Annotated in this window: 24 protein-coding genes; 9 read left to right on the plus strand and 15 right to left on the minus strand. The window is 67.0% G+C overall.

Annotated elements, in window-relative coordinates:
- Positions 1-4 precede the first annotated feature (4 nt).
- From BUF17_RS11285 to gad, 10 genes are all read right to left on the minus strand, one after another.
- The gene (locus BUF17_RS11285) at positions 5-2,146 is read right to left on the minus strand and encodes an FUSC family protein (RefSeq protein WP_244530867.1); all 2,142 of its coding nucleotides are present in this window, start codon (positions 2,144-2,146) and stop codon (positions 5-7) included.
- A gap of 235 nt (positions 2,147-2,381) precedes the next feature.
- The gene (locus BUF17_RS11290; protein ID WP_073628682.1) at positions 2,382-3,341 is read right to left on the minus strand and encodes an ABC transporter substrate-binding protein; all 960 of its coding nucleotides are present in this window, start codon (positions 3,339-3,341) and stop codon (positions 2,382-2,384) included.
- 49 nt (positions 3,342-3,390) lie between these two features.
- Complete coding sequence (locus BUF17_RS11295) at positions 3,391-4,437, minus strand: ABC transporter permease (protein WP_073628683.1); 1,047 nt, start codon at positions 4,435-4,437, stop codon at positions 3,391-3,393.
- Positions 4,437-5,231: an ATP-binding cassette domain-containing protein gene (locus BUF17_RS11300; protein ID WP_073628684.1), complete on the minus strand. Its 795-nt coding sequence runs from the start codon at positions 5,229-5,231 to the stop codon at positions 4,437-4,439. Before BUF17_RS11300 ends, BUF17_RS11295 begins: the two co-directional genes overlap by 1 nt.
- Complete coding sequence (locus BUF17_RS11305; RefSeq protein ID WP_073628685.1) at positions 5,231-5,539, minus strand: hypothetical protein; 309 nt, start codon at positions 5,537-5,539, stop codon at positions 5,231-5,233. The genes BUF17_RS11300 and BUF17_RS11305 overlap by 1 nt, the downstream gene beginning before the upstream one ends.
- Positions 5,540-5,550: 11 nt before the next feature.
- Positions 5,551-6,273 (minus strand): hypothetical protein, encoded by a 723-nt coding sequence (locus tag BUF17_RS11310; RefSeq protein WP_073628686.1) that lies wholly within the window; start codon positions 6,271-6,273, stop codon positions 5,551-5,553.
- Positions 6,270-7,121: a BtpA/SgcQ family protein gene (locus BUF17_RS11315; RefSeq protein ID WP_073628687.1), complete on the minus strand. Its 852-nt coding sequence runs from the start codon at positions 7,119-7,121 to the stop codon at positions 6,270-6,272. Before BUF17_RS11315 ends, BUF17_RS11310 begins: the two co-directional genes overlap by 4 nt.
- A gap of 171 nt (positions 7,122-7,292) precedes the next feature.
- Positions 7,293-8,180, minus strand: coding sequence for a carbohydrate kinase family protein (locus BUF17_RS11320; RefSeq protein WP_073628688.1), 888 nt, complete (start codon positions 8,178-8,180; stop codon positions 7,293-7,295).
- Complete coding sequence (locus BUF17_RS11325; protein WP_073629244.1) at positions 8,177-8,926, minus strand: GntR family transcriptional regulator; 750 nt, start codon at positions 8,924-8,926, stop codon at positions 8,177-8,179. Before BUF17_RS11325 ends, BUF17_RS11320 begins: the two co-directional genes overlap by 4 nt.
- Positions 8,927-9,053: 127 nt before the next feature.
- Positions 9,054-10,481, minus strand: coding sequence for a glutamate decarboxylase (gene gad / locus BUF17_RS11330; protein ID WP_084564501.1), 1,428 nt, complete (start codon positions 10,479-10,481; stop codon positions 9,054-9,056).
- A gap of 296 nt (positions 10,482-10,777) precedes the next feature.
- On the opposite strand from gad, the gene BUF17_RS11335 reads away from it, so the two are divergent.
- From BUF17_RS11335 to BUF17_RS11370, 8 genes are all read left to right on the plus strand, one after another.
- Positions 10,778-11,896, plus strand: coding sequence for a linear amide C-N hydrolase (locus BUF17_RS11335; protein WP_073628689.1), 1,119 nt, complete (start codon positions 10,778-10,780; stop codon positions 11,894-11,896).
- Between the two features lie 25 nt (positions 11,897-11,921).
- Positions 11,922-12,779, plus strand: coding sequence for a hypothetical protein (locus tag BUF17_RS11340; RefSeq protein WP_073628690.1), 858 nt, complete (start codon positions 11,922-11,924; stop codon positions 12,777-12,779).
- 149 nt (positions 12,780-12,928) lie between these two features.
- Entirely contained in the window at positions 12,929-13,228 is a 300-nt protein-coding gene (locus tag BUF17_RS11345; RefSeq protein WP_244530855.1) for a YtcA family lipoprotein, read from the plus strand.
- A gap of 2 nt (positions 13,229-13,230) precedes the next feature.
- Positions 13,231-14,280 (plus strand): multidrug transporter subunit MdtN, encoded by a 1,050-nt coding sequence (gene mdtN / locus BUF17_RS11350; RefSeq protein ID WP_073628691.1) that lies wholly within the window; start codon positions 13,231-13,233, stop codon positions 14,278-14,280.
- The gene (locus BUF17_RS11355) at positions 14,280-16,139 is read left to right on the plus strand and encodes an FUSC family protein (RefSeq protein ID WP_073628692.1); all 1,860 of its coding nucleotides are present in this window, start codon (positions 14,280-14,282) and stop codon (positions 16,137-16,139) included. The genes mdtN and BUF17_RS11355 overlap by 1 nt, the downstream gene beginning before the upstream one ends.
- Positions 16,139-17,710, plus strand: a complete 1,572-nt coding sequence (locus BUF17_RS11360) for a TolC family protein (protein ID WP_084564505.1) — start codon at positions 16,139-16,141, stop codon at positions 17,708-17,710. Before BUF17_RS11355 ends, BUF17_RS11360 begins: the two co-directional genes overlap by 1 nt.
- Positions 17,711-18,066: 356 nt before the next feature.
- Complete coding sequence (gene mgrA, locus BUF17_RS11365; RefSeq protein ID WP_073628694.1) at positions 18,067-19,095, plus strand: L-glyceraldehyde 3-phosphate reductase; 1,029 nt, start codon at positions 18,067-18,069, stop codon at positions 19,093-19,095.
- A gap of 262 nt (positions 19,096-19,357) precedes the next feature.
- On the plus strand, positions 19,358-20,188 hold the full coding sequence (locus tag BUF17_RS11370) for an alpha/beta fold hydrolase (RefSeq protein ID WP_073628696.1): 831 nt from the start codon (positions 19,358-19,360) through the stop codon (positions 20,186-20,188).
- Between the two features lie 96 nt (positions 20,189-20,284).
- Here BUF17_RS11370 and efeO (BUF17_RS11375) read toward each other — a convergent pair whose 3' ends face one another.
- The 5 genes from efeO (BUF17_RS11375) to BUF17_RS11395 all read right to left on the minus strand — a co-directional run bounded on the left by efeO (BUF17_RS11375) (position 20,285) and on the right by BUF17_RS11395 (position 26,031).
- Positions 20,285-21,148 (minus strand): iron uptake system protein EfeO, encoded by an 864-nt coding sequence (gene efeO / locus BUF17_RS11375; protein ID WP_084564507.1) that lies wholly within the window; start codon positions 21,146-21,148, stop codon positions 20,285-20,287.
- Positions 21,149-21,294: 146 nt separating this feature from the next.
- A complete protein-coding gene (efeB, locus tag BUF17_RS11380) occupies positions 21,295-22,629 on the minus strand; it encodes an iron uptake transporter deferrochelatase/peroxidase subunit (RefSeq protein WP_073628698.1) in 1,335 nt (444 codons plus the stop codon).
- A gap of 16 nt (positions 22,630-22,645) precedes the next feature.
- Positions 22,646-23,761: an iron uptake system protein EfeO gene (gene efeO, locus BUF17_RS11385; RefSeq protein ID WP_244530856.1), complete on the minus strand. Its 1,116-nt coding sequence runs from the start codon at positions 23,759-23,761 to the stop codon at positions 22,646-22,648.
- A gap of 51 nt (positions 23,762-23,812) precedes the next feature.
- Positions 23,813-24,652, minus strand: coding sequence for an iron uptake transporter permease EfeU (gene efeU, locus BUF17_RS11390; RefSeq protein WP_073628702.1), 840 nt, complete (start codon positions 24,650-24,652; stop codon positions 23,813-23,815).
- A gap of 473 nt (positions 24,653-25,125) precedes the next feature.
- Positions 25,126-26,031, minus strand: coding sequence for an SMP-30/gluconolactonase/LRE family protein (locus BUF17_RS11395; RefSeq protein WP_073628704.1), 906 nt, complete (start codon positions 26,029-26,031; stop codon positions 25,126-25,128).
- Positions 26,032-26,210: 179 nt separating this feature from the next.
- Between BUF17_RS11395 and BUF17_RS11400 the strand changes: the two genes are divergently transcribed.
- Positions 26,211-26,903: a FadR/GntR family transcriptional regulator gene (locus BUF17_RS11400; protein WP_073629254.1), complete on the plus strand. Its 693-nt coding sequence runs from the start codon at positions 26,211-26,213 to the stop codon at positions 26,901-26,903.
- The last annotated feature ends 68 nt before the right edge of the window (positions 26,904-26,971 follow it).

Consider the following 26,971-nt stretch of genomic DNA (forward strand, 5'->3'; position numbering starts at 1 on the left):
AACCTCAATCGGCGACGGCCAGTTGGAGAAACCCTTGGTCCAGCCTCAACCGGTCGGTCAGGAAACGCAGGCTCGACGCGGCGTCAAGCACGGCATGGGCCGCGGGCGAACCTGCCGGGGGCGCCAGACGCTCCAGTTCCGTCCACATCGCATCGAGCGCCTGCCGGCCGTCAGCGAGTGCCGTTTCGCGCTGCGCCCCGAGGGTCGGCAGGTGCGAGAACATCGTCGCGAGATGGCGAAGCCCCTGCTCCAGCGCGACGCGCCCCGCCTCCGGCATCGCCGGATCGGTGGCGGCACGGTGCAGTCGGCCGAGTTCGAGCGCACTGGATGCGCTCGCCAGCATGCCGCGCAGGAAGGTTTCGTCACGCCCGTGCCCGAGCTTCAATCGCGGCAGCACGGCTGCGAGGAGATCGACGATCTCGCGCGCAAGTCGCCGTTCGGGCGTCCGCCCTTCGGCCGCCTCCGGCAGAAGCCGCCCGATCGCCCGCCGGTACGCCTGCCGTCGCGATGCCTGCGAGGTGACGGGTATCAGCCGCGCCACGATGAGACAGACGAACATCCCGAACACCAGCCCGAAGCAGAAATTGGCGAAATCCAGTGGGTTCGGGTCATAGACATTGGTGGTCGCCGCCGCCGCAACGAAATAGATCGTGAAGGTGCCCGCGGTCTTGCTGTAGCGCGGCGTGCCGATCAGAAGGCCGAGCGGCACCAGCACCAGGATAAGGAAGACCGCGAGCATCGCGAAGCCCTCGAGCCAAGGATAGACGTGTGCCATCACGACATAGGCACAGAGGCAGGCGGCGATCACCGCGCGGAAATAGGGCCAGCCGAGCTTTCCCGGATCGTCGGAGTTAACGCACTGATAGCCCATCAGCGCGAGACCGGTGAGCCCGGCCATGCCCTGTTCCCATTCGGTCGCGTGCCAGAACAGGCAGAACAGCAGCACCGCGAGCGCGGCGCGTGTCCCCTGCAGCAGCGCCTCGCGTTCTCTAGCAAGCGTCGGAAACCGGCGCCGCCGGACCGCAATGGACGGCCGCCGCCGCGCAGCGGCGCGTGCCGGGAAGGCCGCGTCTTCGACCATTGCCAGCGCGGAAAGTGCGCGCAGCATCCGGATGGCACGCCGCAGGATGAGGGACACGTCCGCCCGCAATGCGAGCGGCGCATCGCCGGTCATCGCGTCGACATCCCTGCGCAGGGCGGCAAGCCGTAACCTCGCCCTGCCGAGGTCCGCTCGCCGGGCCGGCAAGCCGCTCGACGAACCGTCCGCACGGGAGACGGCTTCGAGCGCGGTGATGGTCTCCGCAAGCCCCTTCGCCAGCGGCCCCTCCGCCATGCCGGGGTTGGCCGCACGAAAATCGGCCAGCCGCAGATAGAGGCTTCGCGCCACGGCGATCACGGTCAGGCATTCCCGCACCGCCTCGCGCAGGGCGGCATCGTCCGCCCGCATCTCGCGGGCCTCGAACGTCGTATAGGAGCGCAGCGCATCGAACTTCACGACTTTGGCGAGGATACCGCTGCGCAGGCGCAGGAAGCCCTCCTCGGGGGTGCCGGGGCGGAGTGCGTCAGCGGCATACCGGGAAAGGTCGGAGAACGCGCGGGCGAGCACGCCGCGCAATTGCGCGCCGGCATAGACGGGCATGATCAGCGTGTTGGCGAGGCTTGCGAACGCGACGCCGATGGAAATCTCCGTCGCGCGGTTGACCGCCACGTCCCACGCCCCGTAGGGCGCGGCGGCGCCTTCGAAGATGACGAGAAGTCCGGTATAGCCCGCCAGCATGAAGCCGTAGGACGCGAAGTTCGTCACCCGCGTGGCGCCGTAGTAGCAGACGAAGATCCACGCCATCGCCGAGGTGACGAGCAGGATCGGGTCCTGAGAGACCAGCTTGACGATGCCGAGCGCGCAGAGTGCGGCGATGACCGTGCCGAGGAATCGGAACGAGCCCTTCGCGAGCGCTGCGCCGGCCGACGACTGCGTCAGCAGGTAGACCGTCAGGATCGCCCATTGCGGTTCCGGCAGTTCAAGCCAGTAGGCCGTTGCAAGCGCCGCTACGGCCGCGCACGCAACGCGCGCCGAAACCACGAGATTCCGCCAGCCCAGATCCACCGCGGGAACGGGCCACTGGGTGGCCTTCGATCCGCCTGCCACTCCCAACAATGCACCGCTCCTCCAACCATCGGCCCATACACCCGGTCCTGTATGAACGCGGTCTTGGATGCTCACGGTCTTGAATGCACACGGTCTTGGCGGAAGAGTAGCCCAGCTTGGCGGAGGGGTAAAACGGCCGGCACCACGGCGGGCCGCAAGGCCGCCATGGTGCCCCCATCCTCGCGCCAGGGAACGCGGGACGATAACCGTTGCGAGGGTGTCGGACGGGCCGCTGTTACATGCAATCGGCCTTGTATTCGTACTTGTCGGCCGTCGCATGGTCGCCGGCCTTGATGGTGACGATCTCGGTCAACGTCACCTTGTCGAGGGTCTTGCCCTTCATCAGCGCGTCGGCGACCTCTATGGCCATCTCGCCTTCCTGCTTCGGGTTCTGGGCGATCAGGGCCTGGATCGTGCCGTTCTTGAGCGCGCTCACCTCGGCGGAGGCGGCATCATAGGCCACGACCTTCACCTTGCCGGACGCGCCGGCCTGGCGAAGCCCGGTGATGGCGCCGATCGCGCCCTGGTCGTTGGTGGAGAACACGCCGGCGAGGTCGGGGTGGGCCGACAGAGTGGAGGTGACGATCTCGGCCGCCTTCTGCGGATCGTCGCTCTGATACTGGGCGCCGAGATACTCGATGCCCGGATATTTCTTCAGCTCTTCCTCGAAGCCGGTCGTGCGGGCGTCCTGCGCCGCCGAGCCGGGAGGCTGGGTGATGACGAGCACCTTGCCCTTGCCGCCGAGCAGTTCGTTCATCGCGTCCGCCGCCAGCTTGCCGCCGGCCTCGTTGTCGGTGAGGATCTGCGTCTCGACGAACGAGGTGTCGTTGACGGTCTGGTCGACGGTCACGATCTTCGTGCCCATGCCCGCCATCTGCTTCATCGGCGCCACCAGCGCCTGGGTGTCCGTCGGAACGATCACCGCGACCGCCGGCTTGGTGGCGGCGACGGCGTTCACGACCGGAATCTGGCTGTCGGCGGCGAACTGGTCGGGCGCGGAGACGGTGAGAGTGAGGCCGAGTTCCTTGGCCTTGGCCTCGGCACCGCACTGGAGGGCCTGATAGAACGGGCTGCCCTTGACGCCGACCACGAGGGCGACGGACTTGCCGTCGTCCGCGAGCGCGCCCTGGGATGCGACGACGGTCGGGAGCGCGAACGCGAGCGCGCTGCCGGCGAGAAGCAGGGTCTTGAGCATCGGTGTTCTTTCCTCTGGGAAGGTTTCGGTTGCGGGGAAGGGGTTTGTCTCAGCCGCGTTCTCTCGCGCGGCGTTTGAGCTGGTCGATCCAGACCGCCAGGATCAGTACGGCGCCCATGGCGACCGTCTGCCAGAACGGCGGAATGCCGAGGATGACGAAGCCGTTGAGCAGCACGATCGGGATGAAGACGCCGATCACCGTGCCGCCGATGGAGCCGAGCCCGCCGAACAGGCTCGTGCCGCCGAGCACGACCGCCGAAATCGTGGAGAGATTGTCCATCGCATGGCCGCCGATGGTGGTGGTGGCGAAGCGCGCGTTCGACATCACGGCGGCGAGCCCTGCCAGGGTGCCCGACAGCGTATAGATCGCGATCACCCGCCCTTTGACGTTGATGCCCGAGCGCCGCGCCGCCTCGGCGTTCGAACCGACCGCGAAGACGTGAAGGCCGAACCGCGTCATGTGCAGCACGATGGCGGCGAGCACGGTGACCGCGATGGCGATGGCGACCAGGGTCGGGATGCCGGCGACGGTGCCGCTGCCGATCTCGGCGACCAGCCGCTCCGGCAGCGCGCGCACGTCGACACCGCCCGTCAGGATCTGGGCAAAGCCGAGCGCCATGCCGAGGGTGCCGAGGGTGACGATCAGCGCCGGGATCCGGGCGAGCGCGACGAGGCAGCCGTTGATCGCGCCCCATCCGGCGCCGGAAACGAGCGCAATCAGGGTTCCCGCGGCGATCACGCCCCATCCGGCATCCGTGGTGCCGTAGGTCGTTCCCGAGGCGCCGGACATCGCAAGCATGGCCTGCGCGGACACCACCGAGGAAAACACCAGTACCGCGCCGACCGAAAGATCGATCCCCGCGGCGACGATGACGAAGGTCTGGCCGACGGAAAGCACCAGCAGGATCGCCGCATTCACCGCGAGCATGGAAAGGTTGTAGCTCGACGCGAACTGCACCGGCTTCAGTACAGCGAAGATCGCGATGAGCGCGATTAGGAGCACCAGCACCCAGCCGCCGCCGAGCAGGCGATGCCAGATCTCACGCTGGGATTCCGTGTCGAGCGTCTCGGTGCTCTCCGGCAACGGGCGGGCCATCACGCGGTCTCCTCGTTGTCTGCGACGGTGCCGGCCGCCCCCTCGCCGGCGGCGCCGCTCGTCATGGCGGCTACGAGGCTGGCAACGGTGGCATCGCGGGCGGGCATATCGGCTACGCGACGGCCGAGGCGCATCACCTGGATGCGGTCGGCGACATCGATCACCTGGGGCATATTGTGGCTGATGAGCACGACTGAGATGCCCTGGTCGCGCACCTGCCGGATGAGATCGAGCACGCGCGCCGTCTGCACCACGCCGAGGGCCGCCGTCGGTTCATCCATGAAGATCACGCGATCTGCCCACATCGCGGCGCGTGCGATGGCGACGGACTGGCGCTGCCCGCCGGACAGTGTGGAGACCGGCACCTTCGCAGAGCGAAGCCGCACGCCGAGCCGCGCGAACTGCTCGCCGGCGCGCCTGCGCATCGCCGCGCGGTCGAGAAAGCCGAGCGCCCCGAGAATGCCGGGCCGCAGCGTCTCGCGACCGAGAAAGAGGTTGTCGGCGGGCGTCAGTTCGGGCGCGAGCGCCAGGTCCTGGTAGACGGTGGCGATGCCGTGCCGCTGTGCGGCCAGGGGGGAATCGAGTGCGACCGGCCTGCCTTCGACGAGGATCTCGCCGCCGTCCGGCTTCTCGGCACCCGACAGGATCTTCACCAGCGTCGACTTGCCGGCGCCGTTATCGCCGATCAGAGCGCAGATCTCGCCGGGGAACACGGTGAAATCCGCGCCGTCCAGCGCATGGACATGGCCGAACCGGCGGCGGATGCCCCTGGCTTCGAGCAGCGGCGCGACCATCACGCGCCGTCCCCGACCATGTCGAGGCCGATATTGTTGGAGAACGCGAACCATTCGTTGTAGGAGGCCGCCGTCAGCCGTGACCAGTGGTCGAACACGGCTTCGGCGCTCGGGAAGCGCCAGATCTCCACCGTCTCGAAGTCATGTTGGCCGCGGATGTGGTAGCGGCCGACGGGAGTGCCGCCCGCGGACCGCGACGCATCGGCGATGACCGCCCATTTCGACTGTCGCTCGTCGCGGTCGGCCTGCGAAAGCCGGTACCAATGCGGACGCGGGCGGGAATAGTGGATCCAGATATAGTCACTCATGGGATCAATCCTCAGGCCGCGGCGATCAGGTCTGCGAGGGGGCGCCGTCGGCCGATGAAGTGGCGCGACGTGGTGAACATGAAATCGGCGGCGTGCTCGTGGCCCTGCATCGCGCGGTCGACGGCTTCCAGGGAGGCAGCCTCCCAGATGCCGAGGTGATGCCATCCGTGGGCCCAGTCGAGCCGGTGGCGGCCGGCGATGTTGATGTTGAGGTCGAGATCGCCGTTGAACGCCACGTCGCATTCGAGGTCGTATTCCCGGCGGGCCTCCGGGGATGCCGCTGTCCAGGCGTCGTTCCATTCCCAGAGCGCGATGAAGCCCCACGGCCGGTCGACCTCGCCGCCACGGCCGGCCACGGTGGCGAACTCGCGCGGGCCGATCAGCCATTCGGTCGTGAAGCGACGCGCCCAGCCGGCCCGCTCAAGCCGCACGGTTCCGGCCAGAGCCGCCGAAAGGCTCGGTGCCTCAAACGCACCGACGATGTCGACTCCATGGGCGAAGCCGGTTTCGAACGCCGCCGGTTCGGCGACCTCCGCATCGAACATGGCGCGCACCGAGAGGCGCCACCCTTCGGCTGCGAGTTCCTGCAGCACCGCCGTAACGGCCGCTGCCTCTGCCGCGCCATAGACGCCTTCCTCGTCGCCCTGGCGCTTCGACAGGAACAGTACCACCGCCCGGCCGTCCGCGGCGGCGTCGGCGGAGAAGACGTCCGTTTCCCCGGTCAGAAGCGTCATGATGCCCCCCGCACGCGAGCCACGGCATTCATCAGCCTCTCGACGCGTGCCGGATCGACCGGGTTCCACCAGCGACCATCTACCTTCAGCCACTGGCCGATGATGGCGCCATCGGCCACGGCGAACAGGTCCGGCACCTGTTCCGGCGCGAGGCCCGATCCCACGATCACCGGCAGGTTGGTACCGGCGCGCACCTCCTCGACCTCGCGGGGCTCGGTGGGCGAGCCGGTGCGGGTGCCGGTGGCGATCAGCACGTCGGCATCGAACCATTCGGCATCCGTCGCCTGCTCGGTGATGGAGCGATCCGACGTGATCGCGTGGGCGCCGAATTTCACGTGCACGTCGGCGAAGATCGCGACATCGTGCGCGCCGATCCGCGAGCGGTAGCGCATCGCCTCCGGCGCGGGACCGTTCATGATGCCCTCGTTGGCGACGTAGGCGTTGACCCACTGGTTGGCGCGCACCCATCGCGCGCCAACCGCCTTGGCGATGGCGAGCGCAGGGATCACGCCGTTGGCGACGCAGGTGATGCCGATCGGCGTCTCCACCGCCGCCCGCACTTCCAGGCAGGCGGCCGTCAGCGCGGCCACCGTTTCCGGACCAATGTGCTCGGGCCGCGAAAACGGCATGTCGCTGGCGTTCTCGACGATGATGCCGTCGACACCGCCTGCTGCTAGAACGCGCGCGTCCGCCGCCGCAGCGGCATAGACGTCGCGCACGGGCTCGCCGCGATAGCGCGGGGCGCCGGGCAGCGCCTTCAGATGGATCACGCCGATCACCGGCTTCTTCACCGGGAAAAGGTCTGCGAGCGTGTCCGGCTTGGTCGGCAAGACTTTGGGTGCTGTCATGGGTTACTCGGTGTCGTCTCGATCCTGAATCGGCCCGCCCTCGAGCATCGGCCCCGATCGACACTCGCGCGCGATGCCGGGGGAGTGTTTGAAAGGCAAAGACCAGCCATGCCCGGACGACGGATCGCCGGGAGGTTAGGCGCGCGTGGCGCCAGCGTGATCGGGCGGCTGTCAGGCCGCCCGGAATTTCGCGACTTCAGCGACCGTGGGGTAGGACGCCTGGGCGCCGAGGCGCCCGCAGCTCAGCGTCGCCGCGGTGACCGCGGGTTCGAGCGCTTCCGCCCCGGCCTTTCCGGCCAACCGGCCGGCGATGAACCAGCCGGCGAGGCAATCGCCCCCACCGGTGGTGTCCACGATGCGAATGCCCGACGGCGCAGGCACGATGAAGCCGCCCTTGGGCGTGCGAAATTCGGCTCCGGCGGGTCCGAGGGTGCGGACGACCGTACGCACCCCGCCCGCGAACAGCCTGTCGATGCCTTCGGGACCGAGCAGGCCCACGGCGCGCTCGTTGCAGAACACTGTTTCGGCGCCGGCCGCGATGTCGGCGATCGCGTCGAACCCGTCGGCGAAGGTCGCCGGTTCCAGATCGAGCGAGAATGGAACGCCGGCGGTCCGGCAGAGTGCCGCGAGATCGCGGGCGGCAGCGCCGTAGACGGCGGTGTGGACCCAACCGATGCCGTCGAGACTTCGGGCACGCACCCACTCGACCGAGGGATACATCGTGACCCCGGGATCGAGCAGAAGCCGCTTTTCGCCGTGCGGCTCCAGAATGACCACGACGCGGCAGGTGCTGCCCGCCGCCGTCTCGGCGTCGAGCGCGATGCCGGCGGCCGCCAGCGAAGCCCGGACCATCTCGGCGGCAGCATCGTTGCCGAGCCGCAGCCAGGCCGAGACCGGCGCACCAGCAAGAGCGCACGCGACTGCGGCATTTGCCACCACACCGCCCGGCGCCTCGACGGCCGCGTGCACATGCACCTTCTCGTCCGGTGCCGGCAGATGCTCGACGACCATGGTCAGGTCGAGGCTGACATCCCCGACGAAAAGCGCCCGGCCGCTCATTCTCGCACCAGATCGACACGAAAGCGGTAGCGATCCGCCCGGAAGCGGACGACGGCATATTCGACCGGCTCGCCGGAACCGTCGACGCCGCGGCGACGCGCGACGAGCGTCGCCGAACCGGCGGGAATATCGAGCACATCCGCCACGGCCGGATCCGCGATCGCCGCTTCGATCATCTCGGAGCCGGCGACGATGCGGGCGCCGCAATGGGTCTCGAGCCAGGCATAAAGCGATCCGGAATCGAGCTCGCCGGTCGTTGGTGTGCGGTTGCCGAGACGCTGCGCGGGGATCCACGAGAGGCACGCCGCCATCGGCCTGCCATCGGCGATCAGGAGGCGATAGATGCGGAAGGCATCCGTCTCGGGCGCGATGCCGAGCGCTTCTGCGGCCTCGGCACTTGCGCGCTCAAAGCCGGCGGTGAGCGTGCGGTATGACGCGGTGAGGCCGCGCTGGCGCATGTCCTCGGCGAAGCCCGAAAGCCGGGTCAGCGGCTGTTCCACCTGCGGCGCCAGCACCAGCGAACCCTTGCCGGAGCGCCGGACGATGAGCCCCTCCTGCTCCAGCCTGTCGAGCGCGGCGCGCGCGGTAGTGCGGCTGACGCCGAACACCTCGTTCAGCCGCGACTCCGAGGGCAACGCCTCGCCCGGCTTGAAATCGCCGGCCTCGATCGCCTTCCGTAACCGGTCGGCGATCTGCCACCACAGCGGCAGCGGGCCCGAAGTGAGTTCGTTCTGATCCCAGCTCATGGGCATAACATACGAACGTCATGACATTTGAGTCGAGCCATAATTTTAGCCCTGCCGCACAAATGTGCGGCAGGGCGTTTCGGAGCGTCGGAACGATGTGCGCCGGGTGTGGGTGGAGCCGCCCGGCTCAGTTGTGATTGAAGCTGCCGGCCTCGTCCTCCGACATCGGCCGGGTCACTGGGTGCTTCTCGAAGAAGCTCACCGCGCGGCGAATGTCGTCGATCAGCAGGCTGGCCAGATCGAAGCTGACGCCGTGGCGCACGAGAATGCGCTGGATGACGAGGTCCGTCCGGTCGGCCGGCATCGAATAGGCCGGCACCTGCCAGCCGCGGCTGCGCAGGCGGTCGGCGAGGTCGTAGAGCGTATAGCCGCCGATGCCGACATCGTCCTTCAGCTTCCAGCACAGCGCCGGGATGCCGCTTGCCGCATCGCCGTCGAACAGGATCTCGAACGGGCCGATGGCCGCGATTTCCTGCGCGAGATATTGCGCCGTCTCGTAACAGGCATTGTGGATGCGGGTGTAGCCCTCGCGCCCGAGCCGGACGAAGTTGTAGTACTGCGCGATCACCTGCCCGCCTGGACGGGAAAAATTGAGCGCGAAGGTCGGCATGTCGCCGCCGAGATAGTTGACGTCGAAGATCAGTTCCTCGGGAAGGTCGGCAGCTTCCCGCCAGATCACCCAGCCCACGCCGAGCGGGGCAAGGCCGAACTTGTGGCCGGAGGTGTTGATCGACTTCACGCGCGGCAGTTGGAAATCCCAGACGAGATCCGGCGCGCAGAACGGCGCGAGGAAGCCACCGCTGGCCCCGTCGACATGAATCGGAATGTCGAGCCCGGTCGTCTTCTGCAACTCGTCGAGCGCGTCGCTGACCGCCTTCACCGGCTCGTACTGGCAGGTGAATGTCACGCCCAGCGTCGGCACCACGCCGATCGTGTTCTCGTCGACGCGCTTGAGAACCTCCTCGGGGGACATGATCAGCCGGTCGCCCTCTAGCGGGATCTCGCGCAGTTCGACGTCGAAATAGCGCGCGAACTTGTGCCAGCAGATCTGAACCGGGCCGCAGATCAGGTTCGGCTTGTCGGCGGAGAGACCGGCCGCAGCGCGCCGCTTGCGCCATTGCCATTTGAGCGCGAGGCCGCCGAGCATTGCTGCCTCGGAAGAGCCGACAGTGGAACAGCCGAGCGTCGTCACCGGATCGGGCGCATTCCAGAGATTGGCGAGCATCCGCACACAGCGCGCCTCGATCTCGGCGGTCTGGGGATATTCGTCCTTGTCGATCATGTTCTTGTCGATCGACAGGGACATGAGGTCCTGCACCTCCTCGTCGACCCAGGTCTGGCAGAAGGTCGCGAGGTTCTGGCGGGAATTTCCGTCGAGCATCAGCTCGTCGCGCACGGCGGCGAAGACGTGCCGGGGATCGCGCTGCCGGGGCGGAAAGCCCGCCTTCGGCAGGGCTTTCAGGAGATCGCGCGACGAATAGACGTCGTCCAGCAAGGCGTCACGCAGATCGGCGTCGGATGGAGTTGAGGTCACTTGGCTCCCCTTCGCGAACATGGATAAGGCCGTGTGTAGAGGGTGTTGACCGCCGGGAACAGGGGGGCGACCTTTATCGAGGTGCGATCTGGCGGCCTTTTGGCCGGCCGCGCGATCACGCTTGCGCGCGCGTCTCGTCGAAATCTGGAAAGCGCGCCGCCATCATGGCATCAGAACCGGGCCGGGTATGAAGCGGCCATCAAATCGTGGCAGCATGAACCGACGGTCGGCACGCCGTAGGGCAGTCGCGGCAAATGCGATCGGCTCCGGCGCGGTCGGCCGGACGAACGAGGCCGGACAGACGGATCGAGGCGGACATGTGTACTTCGCTGAGTTACAGCGATGCGGCGGGCAGGATCTATTTCGGTCGGACGCTGGAGCTGACAGTCGACCTTCCCTATCAGATCGCCTATTTCCCGGCCGGCTTTCCCGTCCGCTCCGAGGTCGAGGGTCACCTCCCGCTGCAGTTCGAGGCGCGGCACGGCGTCCTCGGCGTCACCATGCCGGCGCGCATTCCGACGCCCGGCGCGCCGCTTGCCGTTCATGATTTCAAGGTGCTCGAAGGCCTGAACGATCAGGGTCTGACCTTCAGCCTGCTGTCCTATCCTGTGGCATCGGGGCCCCAGCAGGCCGTTGCGATGACGCAGGCCGTGCTGTCCGCATCCGATCTCGGCAATTGGGTGCTGGGCCAGTTCGCCACCGTGACGGAGGTCAAGGCGGCGCTCGCGTCGCAGCCGGTGGTGCTGCAGCCCCTCGCCATTCTCGGTGGTGTGGTGTCGCCGTTCCACTATGTCGTCCATGACGCTTCCGGCGCCGCTCTCGTCATCGAATTCAATCGCGGCAAGATGTCGGTCTACGACAACCCGGTCGGGGTGATGACCAACGGTCCCGAATTCCCCTGGCATCTGACCAATCTCAACAACTACACCTTCCTCACCAATGTCGACACGCCATCGGCCAGCTTCGGCCGCTACAGGGCCGTGCAGCCCGATTCCGGCATCGCCACTGCCGGCCTGCCGGCGTCCAACACCTCCGTCGGCCGCTTCGTGCGTGCGGCCTTCTATGCGCATTATGCGGAGAAGGCAGCCACTCCCGAGGCTGCGGTGGGGACGCTGGCGCACATCCTCAACAATTTCGACCGGCCGCGCGGCGTGAGCATCGACTATCCCGAGAGCGGTGGCGGCGGCCACCTCGAGGTCGCCGGGCTGGAGCCGGAGAAGGGCGCCGCCTACGCCACAGAGTTCACCACGTGGACGAGCCTTTCCGACCTCGACCGCAAGCTGTTCTTCATCCGCGACTACGGAAGCCTGAACTTCACCCGCTTCGATCTGGGTGGACTGTCGTCCCTGAAACAGCCGAAGATCGTTCCGCTGAAGCGCCTCTCCGGCGCCGCACCGGACGCGAGTTCCCTCCTCGCCGGGTCAGCCGCGGCCTGAGGCCGCGCGGCGCCGGACCGATGGCATGATCTCGCTTTTCAGGCATCGCGATACGACCGGGGTTCACGTCGCCGGACCGTGGCCGTTCGTGACCTTCCGCAGCTATCGCCTCGGGCGCCGCCGGGTGTTCTGGCGTGCGCGGCAGCACCGCAAGGGCCTGATGCGGCGCGCGCGGGCGCTGGAAAACGCGCCGACGCCGTTCTGGCAGTCCCGGCGCTACAACTGGTATGTCGGCGCGATCTTCGCGGCGGGCTCGTTCCTGTTCATGCTCGGAAGCGCGCTGAGCCTGCTGCCGCCCTCGTTAGGCATCGCTGCCGGCCTGATCAACGTCGTGTTCTTCCTCGGCTCGATTCCGTTCACGACGGCAGCCTATCTGCAGCATTTCCAGGCCGCCAACGCGAGCGAGTTCACGCTGTCGCCCGGCGCTCCAGAGGCCGGACGCAGCATCTCCTTCATCGGCTGGCACCCGCGCAGCGCGGGCTGGCTCAGTACCTTCACCCAGTTCGTCGGCACGATTGCCTTCAACGTGAACACCTTCGACGGCATCCTGGCGCCCACCCGCTGGTATGTGCAGGACGTGGCGATCTGGCTGCCCGACATGGTCGGCTCCATTCTCTTCCTGGTGTCGGCCTATCTCGCCTTCATCGAGACCGCCGGGGCCTACTGGCGGTGGAAGCCGCGGGACCTCGCCTGGCAGATCGTGTTCGTGAATCTTGTGGGCTGCGTCGCCTTCATGATCGCGGCCATCGTCACCTACGTTCCGAGCGGCCCGGATCCGGCCTGGACGGGAATCATGGGCAACGCACAGTTGTTTCTCGGCGCGTCGTGCTTCTTCATCGGCGCATGGCTCACCATGCGCGAAAGCGAGACGGCGGCGCCGTGAATGCAGGTGCCAGCCAAAGGCGCTGCGAGTGTCCAAGGGTTGGATTGCAGGGCGTGCGCTGGTAACTGTTGCACTCGGAACGAGATACGCGGGGCGGGATACGGGGAATGAGGCGGCGAGGTTCGCGACGGTTGTTTCCGGCCTTTGGTGTGCCGCGCGCAGTCTTCGCCCAGCCGTTCTCCCTTTTCGCGCCGTTCGCCCTCGTTGCCCCTGCCGCGTTGGTCCTCGCCGGATGCAGCCTGCAGTCGAGTCCGGCGCTTCCTCTTTTCGGGGCCTATTTCCCGTCGTGGCTGATCTGCCTCGCCCTCGGCGTGGTCGGCGCGGTCCTGGTGCGCGCCATCTTCATCCCTCTCGGGCTGGACGACATGCTGCCCGCGCGTCTCCTCGTCTACACGTCGCTCGCCGCCGCCATCGGCTTCCTCGCCGCGCTCACGATTTACGGGCGCTGACTATGGCTCCCTCCGCCTATTCCCGTCGCCACAATCCGGTCGGCTACGTGCTGGCGGGGCTCATCATCGCCGGCGCCGTCGCCGCCGGAGGGGTCTATCTGAAGCGCGCGGAGAACAACCCGCTGTCCGAGGACGCGGTCATCACAGCGAACATCGTCAACATCGCCTCGACCGTGCCGGGCCGCATCGTCACCCTCGAGGTCACCGAGAACCAGAAGGTCGCGAAGGGCGATCTCCTGTTTGCCATCGACCCGGTGCCCTACCGGCTCGCCGTGGAACAGGCTCGGGCGGATCTGATGATCGCGGAAGCGGCCCGCGACAGCCAGAAGCGCACCATCAGCGCCGAGCAGTCGAACGCCGTCGTCGCCGACCAGCAGGTCATCCGCGCCCGCACCAATCTCGCACTCGCAGAGCAGACGCTCGCCCGCCTCCTGCCGTTGCTTCCGAAAGGCTATGTGACCGCCCAGCAGGTCGACGACGCCCGTACAGCGCGCGACGACGCCCGCACCAGTCTCTCCCAGGCGATCAAGCAGGCCGAGGCGGCCGCCAGCCTCGTCAGCACGCTCGACGCATCCGAGGCGTTGGTGGCCTCCCGCCGCGCTGCGCTCGCCATCGCCGAGCGAGGCCTTGCCAACACCGAGATCCGGGCGCCCCACGACGGCCGCGTGGTCGGCCTCGCCGTCGCCACTGGCGAGATCGTCGCGCCCGGCCAGTCGGTCTTCACGCTGATCGACACGGATGCGTGGTTCGCCAGCGCATCGTTCCGCGAGACGGAGCTGCCGGCGATCGCCGTCGGAGATTGCGCGCGCGTCTACGCGCTTGCTGACCGCTCGGTCCCGATTTCCGGGCGCGTGGAGGGCATCGGCTGGGGCGTGGTCTCGGAAGATCTCCTGAACCTGCCGCGCGGCCTGCCTTATGTACCGAAATCGCTCAACTGGGTGCGGATCGCCCAGCGTTTTCCGGTCCGCATCCGCCTTCAGGACCCGCCCGAGAGCCTCATGCGCATGGGAGCGTCGGCGGTGGCGATCGTCCATCACGGCGAGCGCTGCTGATGACGGCGCCGGCGCAACCGTCGCTTCTCGCTCAGATCCGAGAGGACCTCGCGCCGTTTCCCGGGCGCGCGGCGCTGACATGGCGGATCGCGCTGCTGTGCGCCATCGTCTCGGCGACGGCGATGCTTTACCAGACACCGGAAGCCGCGATCAGCTGCTATCTCATCATCTTCCTGATGAAGCCCGATGCGGTGCAGAACATCGCCACTGCCATCGGGCTCATCGTGCTGGTGGCGCTCGTCGTCGCGGGTCTGGTGCCGCTGATCAATGCGACGGTGGATTCACCGCTGCTGCGGATGCTCTCCATCGCCCTCGTGTCGTTCGTCTTTCTGTTCATCGGCGCGGCGAGCCAGCTCGGCGAGATCGGCGGCGTCATCGCGCTGGTGATCGCGTTCCTGCTGACCCTCGTCTCGATGGCCCCGGTCGCCGATGCGGTCACGTTCGGCCTGCGCTATGCCGCCTACATGGCGATGATGCCGATGGCGGCGATGGTGGTGTTCAATCTCGCGCTCGGGCTGTCGCCGGTGCGGCTCCTGCGGGGGACACTGCGCCAGCGGCTCGCCGCAGCCTCGGCTGCCGCGTCCGGCACGCCGGGCGCGGACGAACGGCTCGATGAACTGCTCAGGGCCGGCAACGCCGCTCCGGCGAAAGAGGCGGCCGCGGTGAAGGCTCTGAACCTCGTCGCCCGAGACGCGGCGGGACAGATCGCCCGCGACGTGCGGGCTTCCTATCGCCTGATGCTCGCGGTCTCGGCGTTGCCGGAAACGTGCGATCCCAGCCGGCGCGCGGCGCTTTCCTCGGCCATCGATGTCACCCTCGCTGCGCTCGACGCAGGGCAGATGCCGCCACGACCCTCCGTTGCGGGAGATGCGGACAGCGATGCGGAGCGGGATGCCTTCGCCGCGCTCGCCGTCATTGCCGGCACGCCGGAGGGAGATGTGGTCGCCTCGCCGAAGCAGCCGTTCTTTGCGCCGGACGCCCTGACCAACCCCGACTATCAGCGCTTCGCCCTCAAGACGACGGCGGCGGCCGTGATCTGCTACCTGATCTATACCGGCCTCGACTGGCAGGGCATCCACACCGCGATGATCACCTGCTACGTGGCCGCGCTCGGCACCACCGGCGAGACCGTGCACAAGCTCGGCCTGCGCATCCTCGGCTGCCTCATCGGCGCCGTGCTCGGGATAGCATCGATCCTGTTCGTCATGCCGCAGCTTGAGTCCATCGCCGGCCTGATGGCGCTCATCTTCGTCGGCGTGCTGGTCGGGGCCTGGGTCTCGACCGGTCCGGAACGCATCGCATATGGCGGTGTCCAGATCGCGCTCGCCTTCCTGCTGACCGTTGTCCAGGGCTTCGGCCCCACGACGAGTCTCGACACCGCGTGGGACCGCATCGTCGGCATCCTGCTCGGCAATGTGGTGGTCTACCTGATCTTCACGCACATCTGGCCGGTCTCGGTCGAAAGCGCCGTGCGCGAGCACCTGAAAGCGGCGATCGACGGCTTGGCGCGGCTCGCGGCCCTTGCGCCGGAGCGGCGCTCCGGTGCGATCCCCGAGGCGGCGCTGGTGCGATGCGAAGCCGGCAAGGCCGGGGAACTGCTCGATCTCATCCCATTCGAACCGCACGCGATCCGCCCTGCTCAGCACGTGCAGGCGCGGCTGCGCAATGCCGGCGATGAAGTCACTGCGCTCGCCGCCGCGATCTTTCTGTCCCGCGACGCTTTGCCGGCAGCGGCGACGCGCCTCGCCGAAATTTCAAACTGGCTGGACGGCCGCGGTGCCCGATCCGACATCAGCGCAAGCGAGACGGATTCGATCACTCACAGGATCAACCGGCTCGCGATAGCGGTGGCGGGCTGATGCGGCCGCGCCTTCACGCCCTTCTCGCCTCCGGAGGCCTCACGCTGGCGCTTGCCGCTTGCGCATCCAACGCCGCGAACATGACGTCATCCGGCCCCGACAAGCCATGGGCGCCAAACGGCAACGAGCAGGGGCTCTGGAGCGCGCAATCCCGTCCGGCGACGGCCGTGCCGAAGACAGCGAACGGCGCGCCGGACTTCGGCATTCCGACCAATCCGGCGCTCGCGGAGATGCCCCCGACGCCGGATATCGATCTCGCTCGGACCTACACGCTGCCGGAACTGATCGATATCGCCCAGCGCAACAATCCAGATACCCGCGCGGCCTGGGAAAGGGCACGGCAAGCGGCATTGGCCGTCGGCATGGTGGAGGCGACCTATCTGCCGCTGATCACCGCCAATGTCATCGGCGGGCAGCAGCAGACGCAGACCCCCCTGCCGCTGCCGGTCGGAACGCAACGTTATTTCAACACGACGTCCAGCGGCGTTTCCCCGTCGATCGCGCTGCAGTGGCTGGTGTTCGATTTCGGTCAGCGCGCGGCGGTCGCGGATGCCGCCAAGCAGGGCGCTATCGCCGCCAACGTGCTGTTCAACGGCGAGCACCAGAAGCTGATCTTCGATGTCTCCCGCACCTATTACAGCTACGGCGCAGCCGTGACGCGCTCGCGTATCGCGCGACAGGCGCTCGGCAACAGCATCGCGATCCGCGCCGCTGCGGAGGACCGGATGTCACGCGGGCTTGCGACGACGGTCGAGGTGGCACAGGCACGCCAGGCCGTCGCGCAGGCGGAATTGCGCCGCGTCCTCGCCGAGGGGGAGGAGCGCGACGCCTACCAGGCGCTGATCGCGGCCATGGGGATCACTGCCACGCTGCCCCTGAAGATCGCGACCGCCGAGAAGCGACGCCTGCCAGACGCGGTCAACCTGCCGCTCGATTCCATGATCCAGCTCGCGCTTTCCCGGCGACCGGACGTGGCGGCAAGCTACTCGGCGGTGAAGGCCGGCAAGGCCGGCATCAAGGCTGCGGAGGCGGAGTTCCTACCCAAGGTGTTCGTCGCCGGCGCCGTTGCGTCAGCCCAGGGGAACTTCAACGCCACGGGTCTGCCCACCATCGGCCAGCAGGCGACCGGCATGGGCGTTCTGGTGGGTGCGACGGTGCCGCTCTACGACGCCGGGCTTCGCGCCGCCCAGCTCAAGCAGGCGAAATCGCGCGCGGCCGCTGCGGAAAGCGACTTTCGGCGCACGCAGACCCTGGCCGTCACCGAAATCGTCGGCGCCAGCAACACGTTGCGCACGGCGCTTCAATCCTACAAGGCGGCGAGTGCACTCGTCTCGGCGGCTTCCATCACCTACGACGCCGCGCTCGAAGCCTACCGGAACGGCGTCGGCACCGTCACCGCTGCGACGGCGGCCGATAGCGACCTCATCGATGCGCGGCAGGCCCAGGCCGACGCCCATGCTGCTGCCCTCATCGCCGCTTCCAACCTTGCCTTCGTGGTCGGCGCGATGACATCGGCCGAAGGCGGCCCGGCGCTGCCGCCGTCGTCCGCTCCGCAGCCGCTCCGGCCGTGACCGCGCCCTCGTAGCCAAACCACAGGCCGCGTGCGCACCGGCTTCACTCCCCTCCCCACGGCTGCACGATACCGATATAAGTCCGTTCTGCCGGCCGAGCGCTTCCCAAGGCGAGGCCGGTTCCAGTCCCTGACAGGAGCGTCGTGCCGCATGGCGGTCGTGCTGTCGTGCCCGTCCTCCAGCCGTGCCTTCCCGCCGATCCGTCAATCCGGCTGCCGTCGTTCAGTCCCGTGTCCGGGCGGCGTTCGGCCGCGCCGGGATGCGGCCGTCGGCGTCCTCCCTTCCCTGTTCCCGCCGTGCCGTCCGGCCCCGCCTCTTCCCGCACACTTACTTTCCTGAAACAACGGAGCGTTCCCATGTCCTATGTGCCGTCCGAAAGCCGCTACGAGCGGATGGTCTATCGCCGCTGCGGCCGGTCCGGGCTGAAGCTGCCGGCAATCTCGCTTGGCCTCTGGCACAATTTCGGCCACGACAAGCCCCACGGCGTGAAACGCGAGATCTGCCGCACGGCGTTCGACCTCGGCATCACGCACTTCGACCTCGCCAACAATTACGGCCCGCCTCCCGGGAGCGCCGAGGAGGCGTTCGGCGAAATCCTGCGGACGGACTTCGCCTGCTACCGCGACGAACTGATCGTCTCTTCCAAGGCGGGCTATGACATGTGGCCCGGCCCCTATGGAAGCTGGGGCAGCCGCAAGTATCTGATCGCCTCGTGCGAACAGTCGCTGAAGCGGATGGGGCTCGACTATGTCGACATCTTCTATTCCCACCGGATGGATCCCGAGACGCCGCTCGAGGAGACGATGGGCGCTCTCGACACACTCGTGAAACAGGGAAAGGCGCTCTATGTCGGCATCTCGTCCTACAGTTCGCAGCGCACGCGTGAGGCGGCGGCGATTCTGAAGGAACTCGGCACGCCCTGCCTGATCCACCAGCCGAGCTACAACATGCTCAACCGGTGGGTGGAACGCGATGGGTTGAAGGATACGCTCGGCGAACTCGGCATCGGTTCCATCGCCTTCACGCCGCTTGCGCAGGGGATGCTCACCAGCCGCTACCTGAACGGCATTCCCGAAGGTTCGCGCGCCACGCAGGACAAGTCGCTCGAGCCCGGCATGATCTCCGACACGGCGCTGTCACATCTGAAGAAACTCGACGAGATCGCCGGACGGCGCGGACAGACGCTGGCCCAGATGGCGATCGCTTGGGTCCTGCGCAACGGCGGCATCACCTCGGCGCTGATCGGTGCGTCGCGTCCGGAACAGGTGGTCGACTGCGCCGGCGCCGTCGCCAATCTCGCGTTCACGGAAGAGGAACTGCGCGAGATCGACCTCTACGCCACCGACGAAGATATCGATCTCTGGGCGCATTCCTCGAACGCGTGAAGGTGACCGGCGGTCGCCCTCCCGGCGTCTCGACGTTGGCAACCGAAGCTGGCAAGAATGGAACGGCGCACGCGGCACCCCCTGCCGCGAGCGTGGCGGGTCTTCTTCTTCCACGCAGGGATTCAGCCGGTTCCGCTGGCAGGCTCCCGGACGGGCTTCCAGCATCGCGACGGGACTGGTGCTTGCCAGCCCCGCCGTCCGGCAGCCATGTCGTGGTGCCTGCCGGGCCCGTTACTTCTCACCCAGGCAAAGGAACGGAACGATGGGCACGATCACCACCCGGGACGGCACCGAGATCTATTACAAGGACTGGGGTTCCAGCGAGGCGCAGCCGCTCGTGTTTCATCACGGCTGGCCGCTCAGCGCCGACGACTGGGACAACCAGATGCTCTATTTTCTGCATCGGGGCTACCGCGTCATCGCCCACGACCGTCGCGGTCACGGCCGCTCGACCCAGACCGCGTTCGGCAACGAGATGGACACCTATGCCGCCGACGTCGCTGAACTCGCCACGGCCCTCGACCTGAAGAATGCGGTCCATATCGGCCACTCGACCGGTGGCGGCGAGGTGGCGCATTACGTGGCGCGCGCCGAGGCCGGCCGCGTCGCCAAGGCGGTGCTGATCGGGGCGGTGCCGCCGATCATGGTGAAGTCCGACAAGAATCCCGGCGGACTGCCGATCGAGGTGTTCGACAGCTTCCGCGAGGCGCTCGTCGCCAACCGGGCGCAGTTCTTCCTCGATGTGCCCGCCGGCCCGTTCTACGGTTTCAACCGCGAGGGCGCCAAGCCGTCCCAAGGCGTGATCGAGAACTGGTGGCGGCAGGGCATGATGGGCGGCGCCAAGGCGCATTATGACTGCATCAAGGCGTTTTCCGAGACAGACTTCACCGAAGACTTGAAGTCCATCGACGTTCCGGTGCTGGTGATGCACGGCACCGACGACCAGATCGTGCCCTATGCCGACTCGGCGCCGCTCTCGGTCAAGCTCCTGAAGCACGGCACCCTGAAGAGCTACGAGGGCCTGCCCCACGGGATGTGCACCACGCACCCCGAGATCATCAACCCCGATCTGCTGGCCTTCATCCAGGGCTGAAGCGCAGCCTCACGGCGAGGCCCGTCGGTCATCGTGGGCCTCGCCGGTCAACGGGAGATGGAGTGGGGCGGCGGGGTCGCCGCCGCCTCGCATGTCTCAGTCGAGTCCGAGACGGGCGCGCAGCGTCGAGAGATCCTCGGCCAGCGTGTTCACCAGCGCCGAGAGCTTCCTGCGGTCGGCGTCGCTCAGCTTCTCATAGGATTCATAGCCGTCCGCGGTCTTGTATTTCGCGAGCGTCTTCTCGACGGTGGCAAAGTTGCCCGCCACCTTCTCCACGAACGCCTTGTCGGTCACGAAGGGGCTGAAGAGATCGAAGATCTTCTTCGAACCCTCGAAATTTGCCACGAAGTCATAAAGGTCGGTGTGGCTGTAGCGGTCTTCCTCGCCGGAGATCTTGGTCTGGGCGACCTCTTCCATAAGCGCGGCGGCGCCGCCCACCACCTTGTCCGGCGGGAAGGTGAGGTCGCGGATGCGCTTGTTCAGGTCTTCGACGTCGGCCTGCAGCTTGTCGGCATAGGGCGTCAGACCTTCCGTGCTCTTCTTTTCGAACAGGCCGTACTCGATGCGGTGGAAGCCCGTGAATCCCTCGTCGGCCTCGCGCTTTTCGTGGTCGTCGGCGCGGGAATCGATCGACGCGTCGAGATCGGAGAACAGTTCGGCGATCGGCTCGACACGCTCGTAGTTCATGCGGCTCGGGCCGAACAGCGCCTGCGCCTTGGCGAGATCGCCGGCCTTCACGGCGGCGGTGAACGCCTTGGTTTCCGCAACGAGCTTCCGCGTCGCGTCCGCGACATAGAGCTTGTACTCGGTGATCGGCGCGGCAAGGTCGAGCGGCTGAGCGGGCGTCTCCGCGGCGAATGCGACGGGCGCGGAGGTCAAAGCCGTGCCGAAGGCGAGCGACAGGGCCAGCCCGGCGGCAAGCCCGAGTGACCGGCGCGGCTTCGTCCGATGAGATGTCATGCGGTTTCTCCCGAAATCGAGATGGTCCCGGTACAAGGCCCCGGAACCGACAGGCGCGGTTGCAGCAGGCACGCAGGCTCCCGTTCCGCCGCCCATGCCGGGAGGCGGTCTGACGGCGCTGCTGCCGTCGGGAACCGGAGACTTGGTCAGGCCGTCTTTATGCCCGCGGCGTCGAGCATCGAACGGCCGATGAAATCGTGTTCGTCACGCACACCGGGCAAGGTGAAGAAGTAACCTCCCCCGATCGGCTTCAGATATTCTTCCAGCGGCTCCCCATCGAGCCGGCGCTGTACGGTGATGAAGCCCTTTTCCAGGTCGGCCTGGTAGGCGATGAACAGCAGGCCCTGTTCCAGCTGCCCGGCCTTCGAGACGCCGTTGGAGTAGTTGAACGGCCGGCGCAGGATCAGGTTGGCCTGGGACGCGGGCGTGCGCGGGTTGGCGAGACGGATGTGAGCGTCGAGCGGCGTCACCTTGCCCTTGGGATCGGTCGCATAGTCCGGCACGTCTGCTTCCGTCTTGCCGTCGAATGGCGCACCGCTGTCCTTGCGGCGACCGATGATCCGTTCCTGTTCGCCGAGGGGCGTGCGGTCCCAGCGTTCGACGAAATTGCGGATGATTCGCACCGCCTGATAGGTGCCGCCCGCTGTCCAGGCCGGTTCGCCTCCCGCACCCTGGTCCACCCACACCACCGTGTTCATCTCGGCCGCATTCGCTGCGTCCGGGTTGGCCGAACCGTCACGGAAGCCGAGGAAGTTGCGGGCGCTCTCCGGCGGCTGATCCTGGCGCTTCGGTACCGCCGGCACGTAGCCCTCCTGCTTCCAGCGCAGCACCAGAAGATCGGGCAGGTTCTTGATGATGTCGCGCAGCGCGTGGATGTTGGCGTCCGCCGAATTCGCGCAGAACTGCAGCGAGAGATCGCCATGGCAAAGCGCCGGATCGAGCGCGTCGTTCGGGAAATCGGTCATCTGCTGCAATCTGGCCGGCTTGATCCGGCCGAGACCGAAGCGGTCGTCGAACAGCGAGGTGCCGACCGAGACGGTCGCCGTGAGATTGTCCGGCGAGACGACCGGGCCGAGTAGACCGGAATCGGCGGGCGGCAGGCGCGGGTCGAGCTTCGGCGGCGTCCAGCCCTGCGTGACCAGCAGCAGGCGTTCGTTGAGCGTCTGGAACAGCCGCACGAGATCGGCAGGCTCGCTGGCGATCACGTCGAAGGTCGCGATCATGCCGAACTCGGGACGTGGTGTGACGATCCCGGCCTGATGAATCCCGTGATAGGGGACGCGGTCGTCATGGCCGCCCGTTACGGGGGCGTCGGTGACGTTCCCGGCCTCGGTGGGCACCGCCTCCGCCGCGGCGGCAGGCACCAGCCCGCCGGCGAGCGCGGCAAGCGCGCCGCCGGAAGCGCCGAGCCCCATCAGCAAACGGCGGCGGTCGGGCGAAGCCGGCATATCCCGCGATGCGGCGGTGTTCTCATCGGTCATGTCAGTCGTCTCCCCGTCAGTCGAGGCCGAGGGCGCCGTTGAACTTGGAAAGGTCTTCCGCAAGGGCCCGAAGGTCCTTCGCGAGTGCGGCCCGCGATGCGGAGTCGTTGCCGGGAGCGGCGAGGCCCGCGGCATCGGCGGAGGCGGCCTTGAGGGCGGCGTCGGTATCGGAGGCCAGCTGCGGCGAGGCTTTCCGCACCAGCGGATCGAGCAGCGACACCACCTTTGCCGCGCCGGCGATCTCGGCGGCGAAATCCGCCTTCTCAAGCGCGGCGCCGTCTTTCGCGGGGGCGCCGGCAAGGTCGGCGGCGCGCGACAGGCTGCTGGCGGCACCGTTGGCGAGGGCATCGGGCGTCAGCTTCAGCGTCCGCATCCGCGTGCTCAGTTGGGCACCATCCGCGGCGAACTTGTCGGCGACGGGCTGCAGGCCATTCAGGCCCTGCGGTCCGTAGAGCCCGAGCGCAAGGCGATGGAAGCCGGTGAAGTTCGGGTCTTTCTCGCGGCCGGCGAAATAGTCCGCCTGGGCGTTGAGCGCGGTGTCGAGGTCGGAGAAGCGCTGGGCCGCGGGTGCGACGTGGAGATAGGACGTGCGGGCCGCCTCGTAGGCGGTTCGCGCCCCATCGAGATCGCCGGCTTTCACCGCGTCCGCGAGGTCCTGCGCCGAAGCGGCGAAGTCCGCCGATTCCAGCGCCAGATAGGCCTGATATTCGGCGAGCGCGCCGAGGAAGGCGGTGGCCGCCGGACGGGCGGCCTCGGATTCCGAACCGGCCGAAGGCGTGACGGTCAGCGTCCCTCGCGGATTGGTGAGAAGCCCGCAGGTAATGGCGTAAGTCCCGGGAGAAAGCCGGGCGGAAAGCTGCGAGCTCAGGCCGGGCGCAATGTTCTCGCGCTCCTCGACGACCATCACGCCGTCGAGAATTTCCCACTCGACCACCCGATCGGACGCATTGACGATCTCGAACGTCGCGCGGCCCGCCGGCACGGTCAGCGCATTCGGCTCGCAGCGGTCCGCCTGGATCACGACGCGAACCGCGCCTTCCCTGGCCGGCGCCTGGCGATGGGACGACACGTAGTAGAACGCACCACCGGCAACGACGACCAGAACCCCGGCGCCGGCGACGGCGATCCGCATGGCCCTGCCGCCCGGCGGGGAACCCGGGGACGAAGACGCAGTCATCGGGACTTACACTTTCTGCCGGGCAGGCCGTGCCGCCGCGCGGCTCGTCGCCGGCGATGCGGGGGCGAGGAAGGGAATGAGTGTCGCCGCCAGGAACACGACGTAGACGATCACCTCGCCGACGGTCGGTGCGTCTCGGTAGCCTAGCATCCCCGAGAGCAGCGAGCCGAGCGGTCCGTCCGCCGGCAGGATGTGGCTGATGTCGAAGGCGGTCTCCTGAAGACCGTTCCAGAGCCCGGCTTCGTGGAAGGCTTTCACGGCATTTGCGAGCAGGCCGGCCGCCACGAACAGGATGAACACGCCGGTCCACCGGAAGAACCGCCGCAAGTCGAGGCGGACACCGCCGGCATAGATGCCGTAGCCGATCACCACCGCAGCAGCGACGCCGAGCAGCGCGCCGAGCGGCGCGAGCGCGTCGTTGCTCTGCTGAAAGATGGCGAGCAGGAAGAACACCGATTCCAGTCCCTCGCGCGCCACGGCGAGGAACACCATTGCGATCAGCGCGAAAGCACTGCCGCTCAGCGCCCGGTCGACGGAGGCGTGCAACTCGCCCTTGATCGACCGTGCCGCCTTGCGCATCCAGAACACCATCGAGGTCAGGACCGCGACGGCGACCACGCCGACGAGGGCCTCGAACAGTTCCTGTTCCTTTTGGGGGAATTCCGCGCTGACCATCTGCAGCCCGGTGCCGACGAACAGCGCCAGAGCGACGGCGGTGAGAATGCCGAGCCAGACTGCCGGCATCATGTCGGACCTGCCGACCTGCTTCAGATAGCTCGCGATGATTCCGACGATCAGGGCTGCCTCGACGCCTTCGCGCAGCATGATCAGGAAGGGTGCCAGCATGGGGCCTCGCAGCGTCGACGGGAACCGGTGCGCCGCGAGCCGCTGCGGCGAGCCGTTGTCATCGACGAGCGACTTCTAGTCCTGATGAACACTCACCTCAAGGGAATTTGAACAGTTCTTTATTTAGAATAATTAAATTAAACGGGGCTGAAGTGATTTTCGACGGTAAAATCGCTCAATTTGAAATGTATAATTGTGTTGAATAATTGTATTCAGTACTTAAATATTAAAATAGATTGCGACCTGTGCGAATTTTGATATGGATGCTGCGTCGCGGCATGTGCCCGTCATTATCGCCCATTTTAAAAATCGCGCCGATGGCATCCGTGGAGCGGCCAATTGCGCGCTTCCGCGATGCTTGATACTGGCCAGGCAATGCAAAGCTTCCGGGGCTGCGACCAAACGGCCCCGTTTCCATTTCAGTGTGTCTCGAAAGCCCATGCGCCTCAGCCGGCGGCCCGGCCTCCGGCGCGTCAGCGCGCCGGGGCGGTGTTCACGTAGATCGCGTAGAGCGACGTGGTCGCCGTGATGTAAAGGCGGTTGCGGTTGGGGCCGCCGAAGCACAGGTTTGAGACGATCTCCGGGATCAGGATGCGGCCGATCAATGCGCCGTCCGGTGCGTGGACGCGGACGGAATCCTCGCTCGACGCCCAGATGTTGCCATGGCGGTCGACGCGGAAGCCATCGAACAGCCCGGCGCCGCAGGTGGCGAAGGGACGCCCCTCCCCGACGCTCGCGCCATCCGCCGCGACGGGATAGACCCGCATCTCGCCCTTCATGGCGGGAACGTGGGTCGCGCCGGTATCGGCGACATAGAGCAAGCTCTCGTCCGGTGAGAAGGCGAGTCCGTTCGGCTGCACCATGTCGGTGATCACGCGCGTCAGCGCGCCGGAGGCGGGATCGAGCCGGTAGACATGCGCGCCGTCCTGTTCGGACGGCATGATGTAGCCTTCATAGTCGCTGTCGATGCCGTAGGTCGGATCGGTGAACCAGATCGAGCCGTCCGACTTCACCACCGCGTCGTTCGGCGAGTTGAACCGACCGCCATTGAAGCTGTCCGCCAGCGTCTTCCAGCGGCCGTCGTGCTCGAGCCGGCTCACGCGGCGACCGCTGTGTTCGCAGGCGATGATGCGGCCTTCAGCATCGAGAGTGTGACCGTTGTGATGGCCGCACGGTGTTTCGAACACGGCCGTCTGCCCCTCCACTTCCTCGAGGCGCATCAGGCGGTTGTTCGGAATGTCCGACCAGATCACGTGACGTGCTGCCGGAACGTAGACCGGACCTTCGGTCCACCGTCCTCCGGTCCAAAGTCGCTCCAGCCTCGCGGGTCGATGAATCAGCCTGCCGAACCGTTCGTCCAGGATTTCGTAATCGCTCATGGACGTCTTCTCCTCCCGACTTGGCGCGTTTGTTATTTGTTGGGCCAATGATCGAGGTATGGCGACAATCGGGGCTGTGTTCAAGTGCGACGACGGTCGGATCCGGCTTGAAACCCGCCGTGAACGGTCCTATGACAGAATCAGAGGAAACGCTGGACCAATAAATGAGCAAGGCGGGGATGCAGCAGCACGCCCGACCGGAGCCTGAAACGTCCCGTGTCTCGGCTGTCGACGCGCTTGTCGAACAGATCCGGGTCATGATGAACTCCGAAGGATTGACGGTGGGCGACAGCCTGCCTTCGGAACGGGAGTTGAGCGCCCGTTTCAACGCAGGACGCAACACCATCCGCGAGGCGATCCGCATGCTGAAGGCATACGGTGTCGTGGACGTTCGGCCGAAGGTTGGAGCGGTTATCATCGACCGGCGCATGGATGCGGTGGTCGATGTGTTCGCCTTCAACTTCGACATGACGGAAGAGGTGTTCCGCGACATCCAGACCTTCCGCCGAATGATCGAAATCGGAGCCGTGGAGCCGCTGTTCGCCCGCGCCGTCGAGGCCGATATCCGGGGGCTGAGGGCGATCAACGAGATGATGCGCTCCGCCGAGGGGCCGGAGGAGCGGGCGTCGCGCGACTACGATTTCCACCTGCGGCTGTTGTCCATCGCGGGCAACCGGACACTGGTGCACGTCTACAAGATCCTGAAGCCCCAGATCGCCCAGTTGATGACCACCGGCAAGAACGTCCGCGAAGGCATCGATGGCGCATTCGATGAACACGCCGCCGTCATCGATGCGCTTGAGCAGAGGAATGTCTTCGGCTTCCAGTATCACATGAGCCGGCATCTCGAGGCAGGTCTCTCGTTCATCTGAGATCTGGCCTGCGGGATCGCAGGTCGGCGGATTGAAAAGCCGTTCGCACTCTCTGCAGCGGCGAACGA

It is taken from the genome of Pseudoxanthobacter soli DSM 19599, from assembly GCF_900148505.1.
In the GTDB taxonomy this organism is placed as follows: Bacteria; Pseudomonadota; Alphaproteobacteria; order Rhizobiales; family Segnochrobactraceae; genus Pseudoxanthobacter; species Pseudoxanthobacter soli.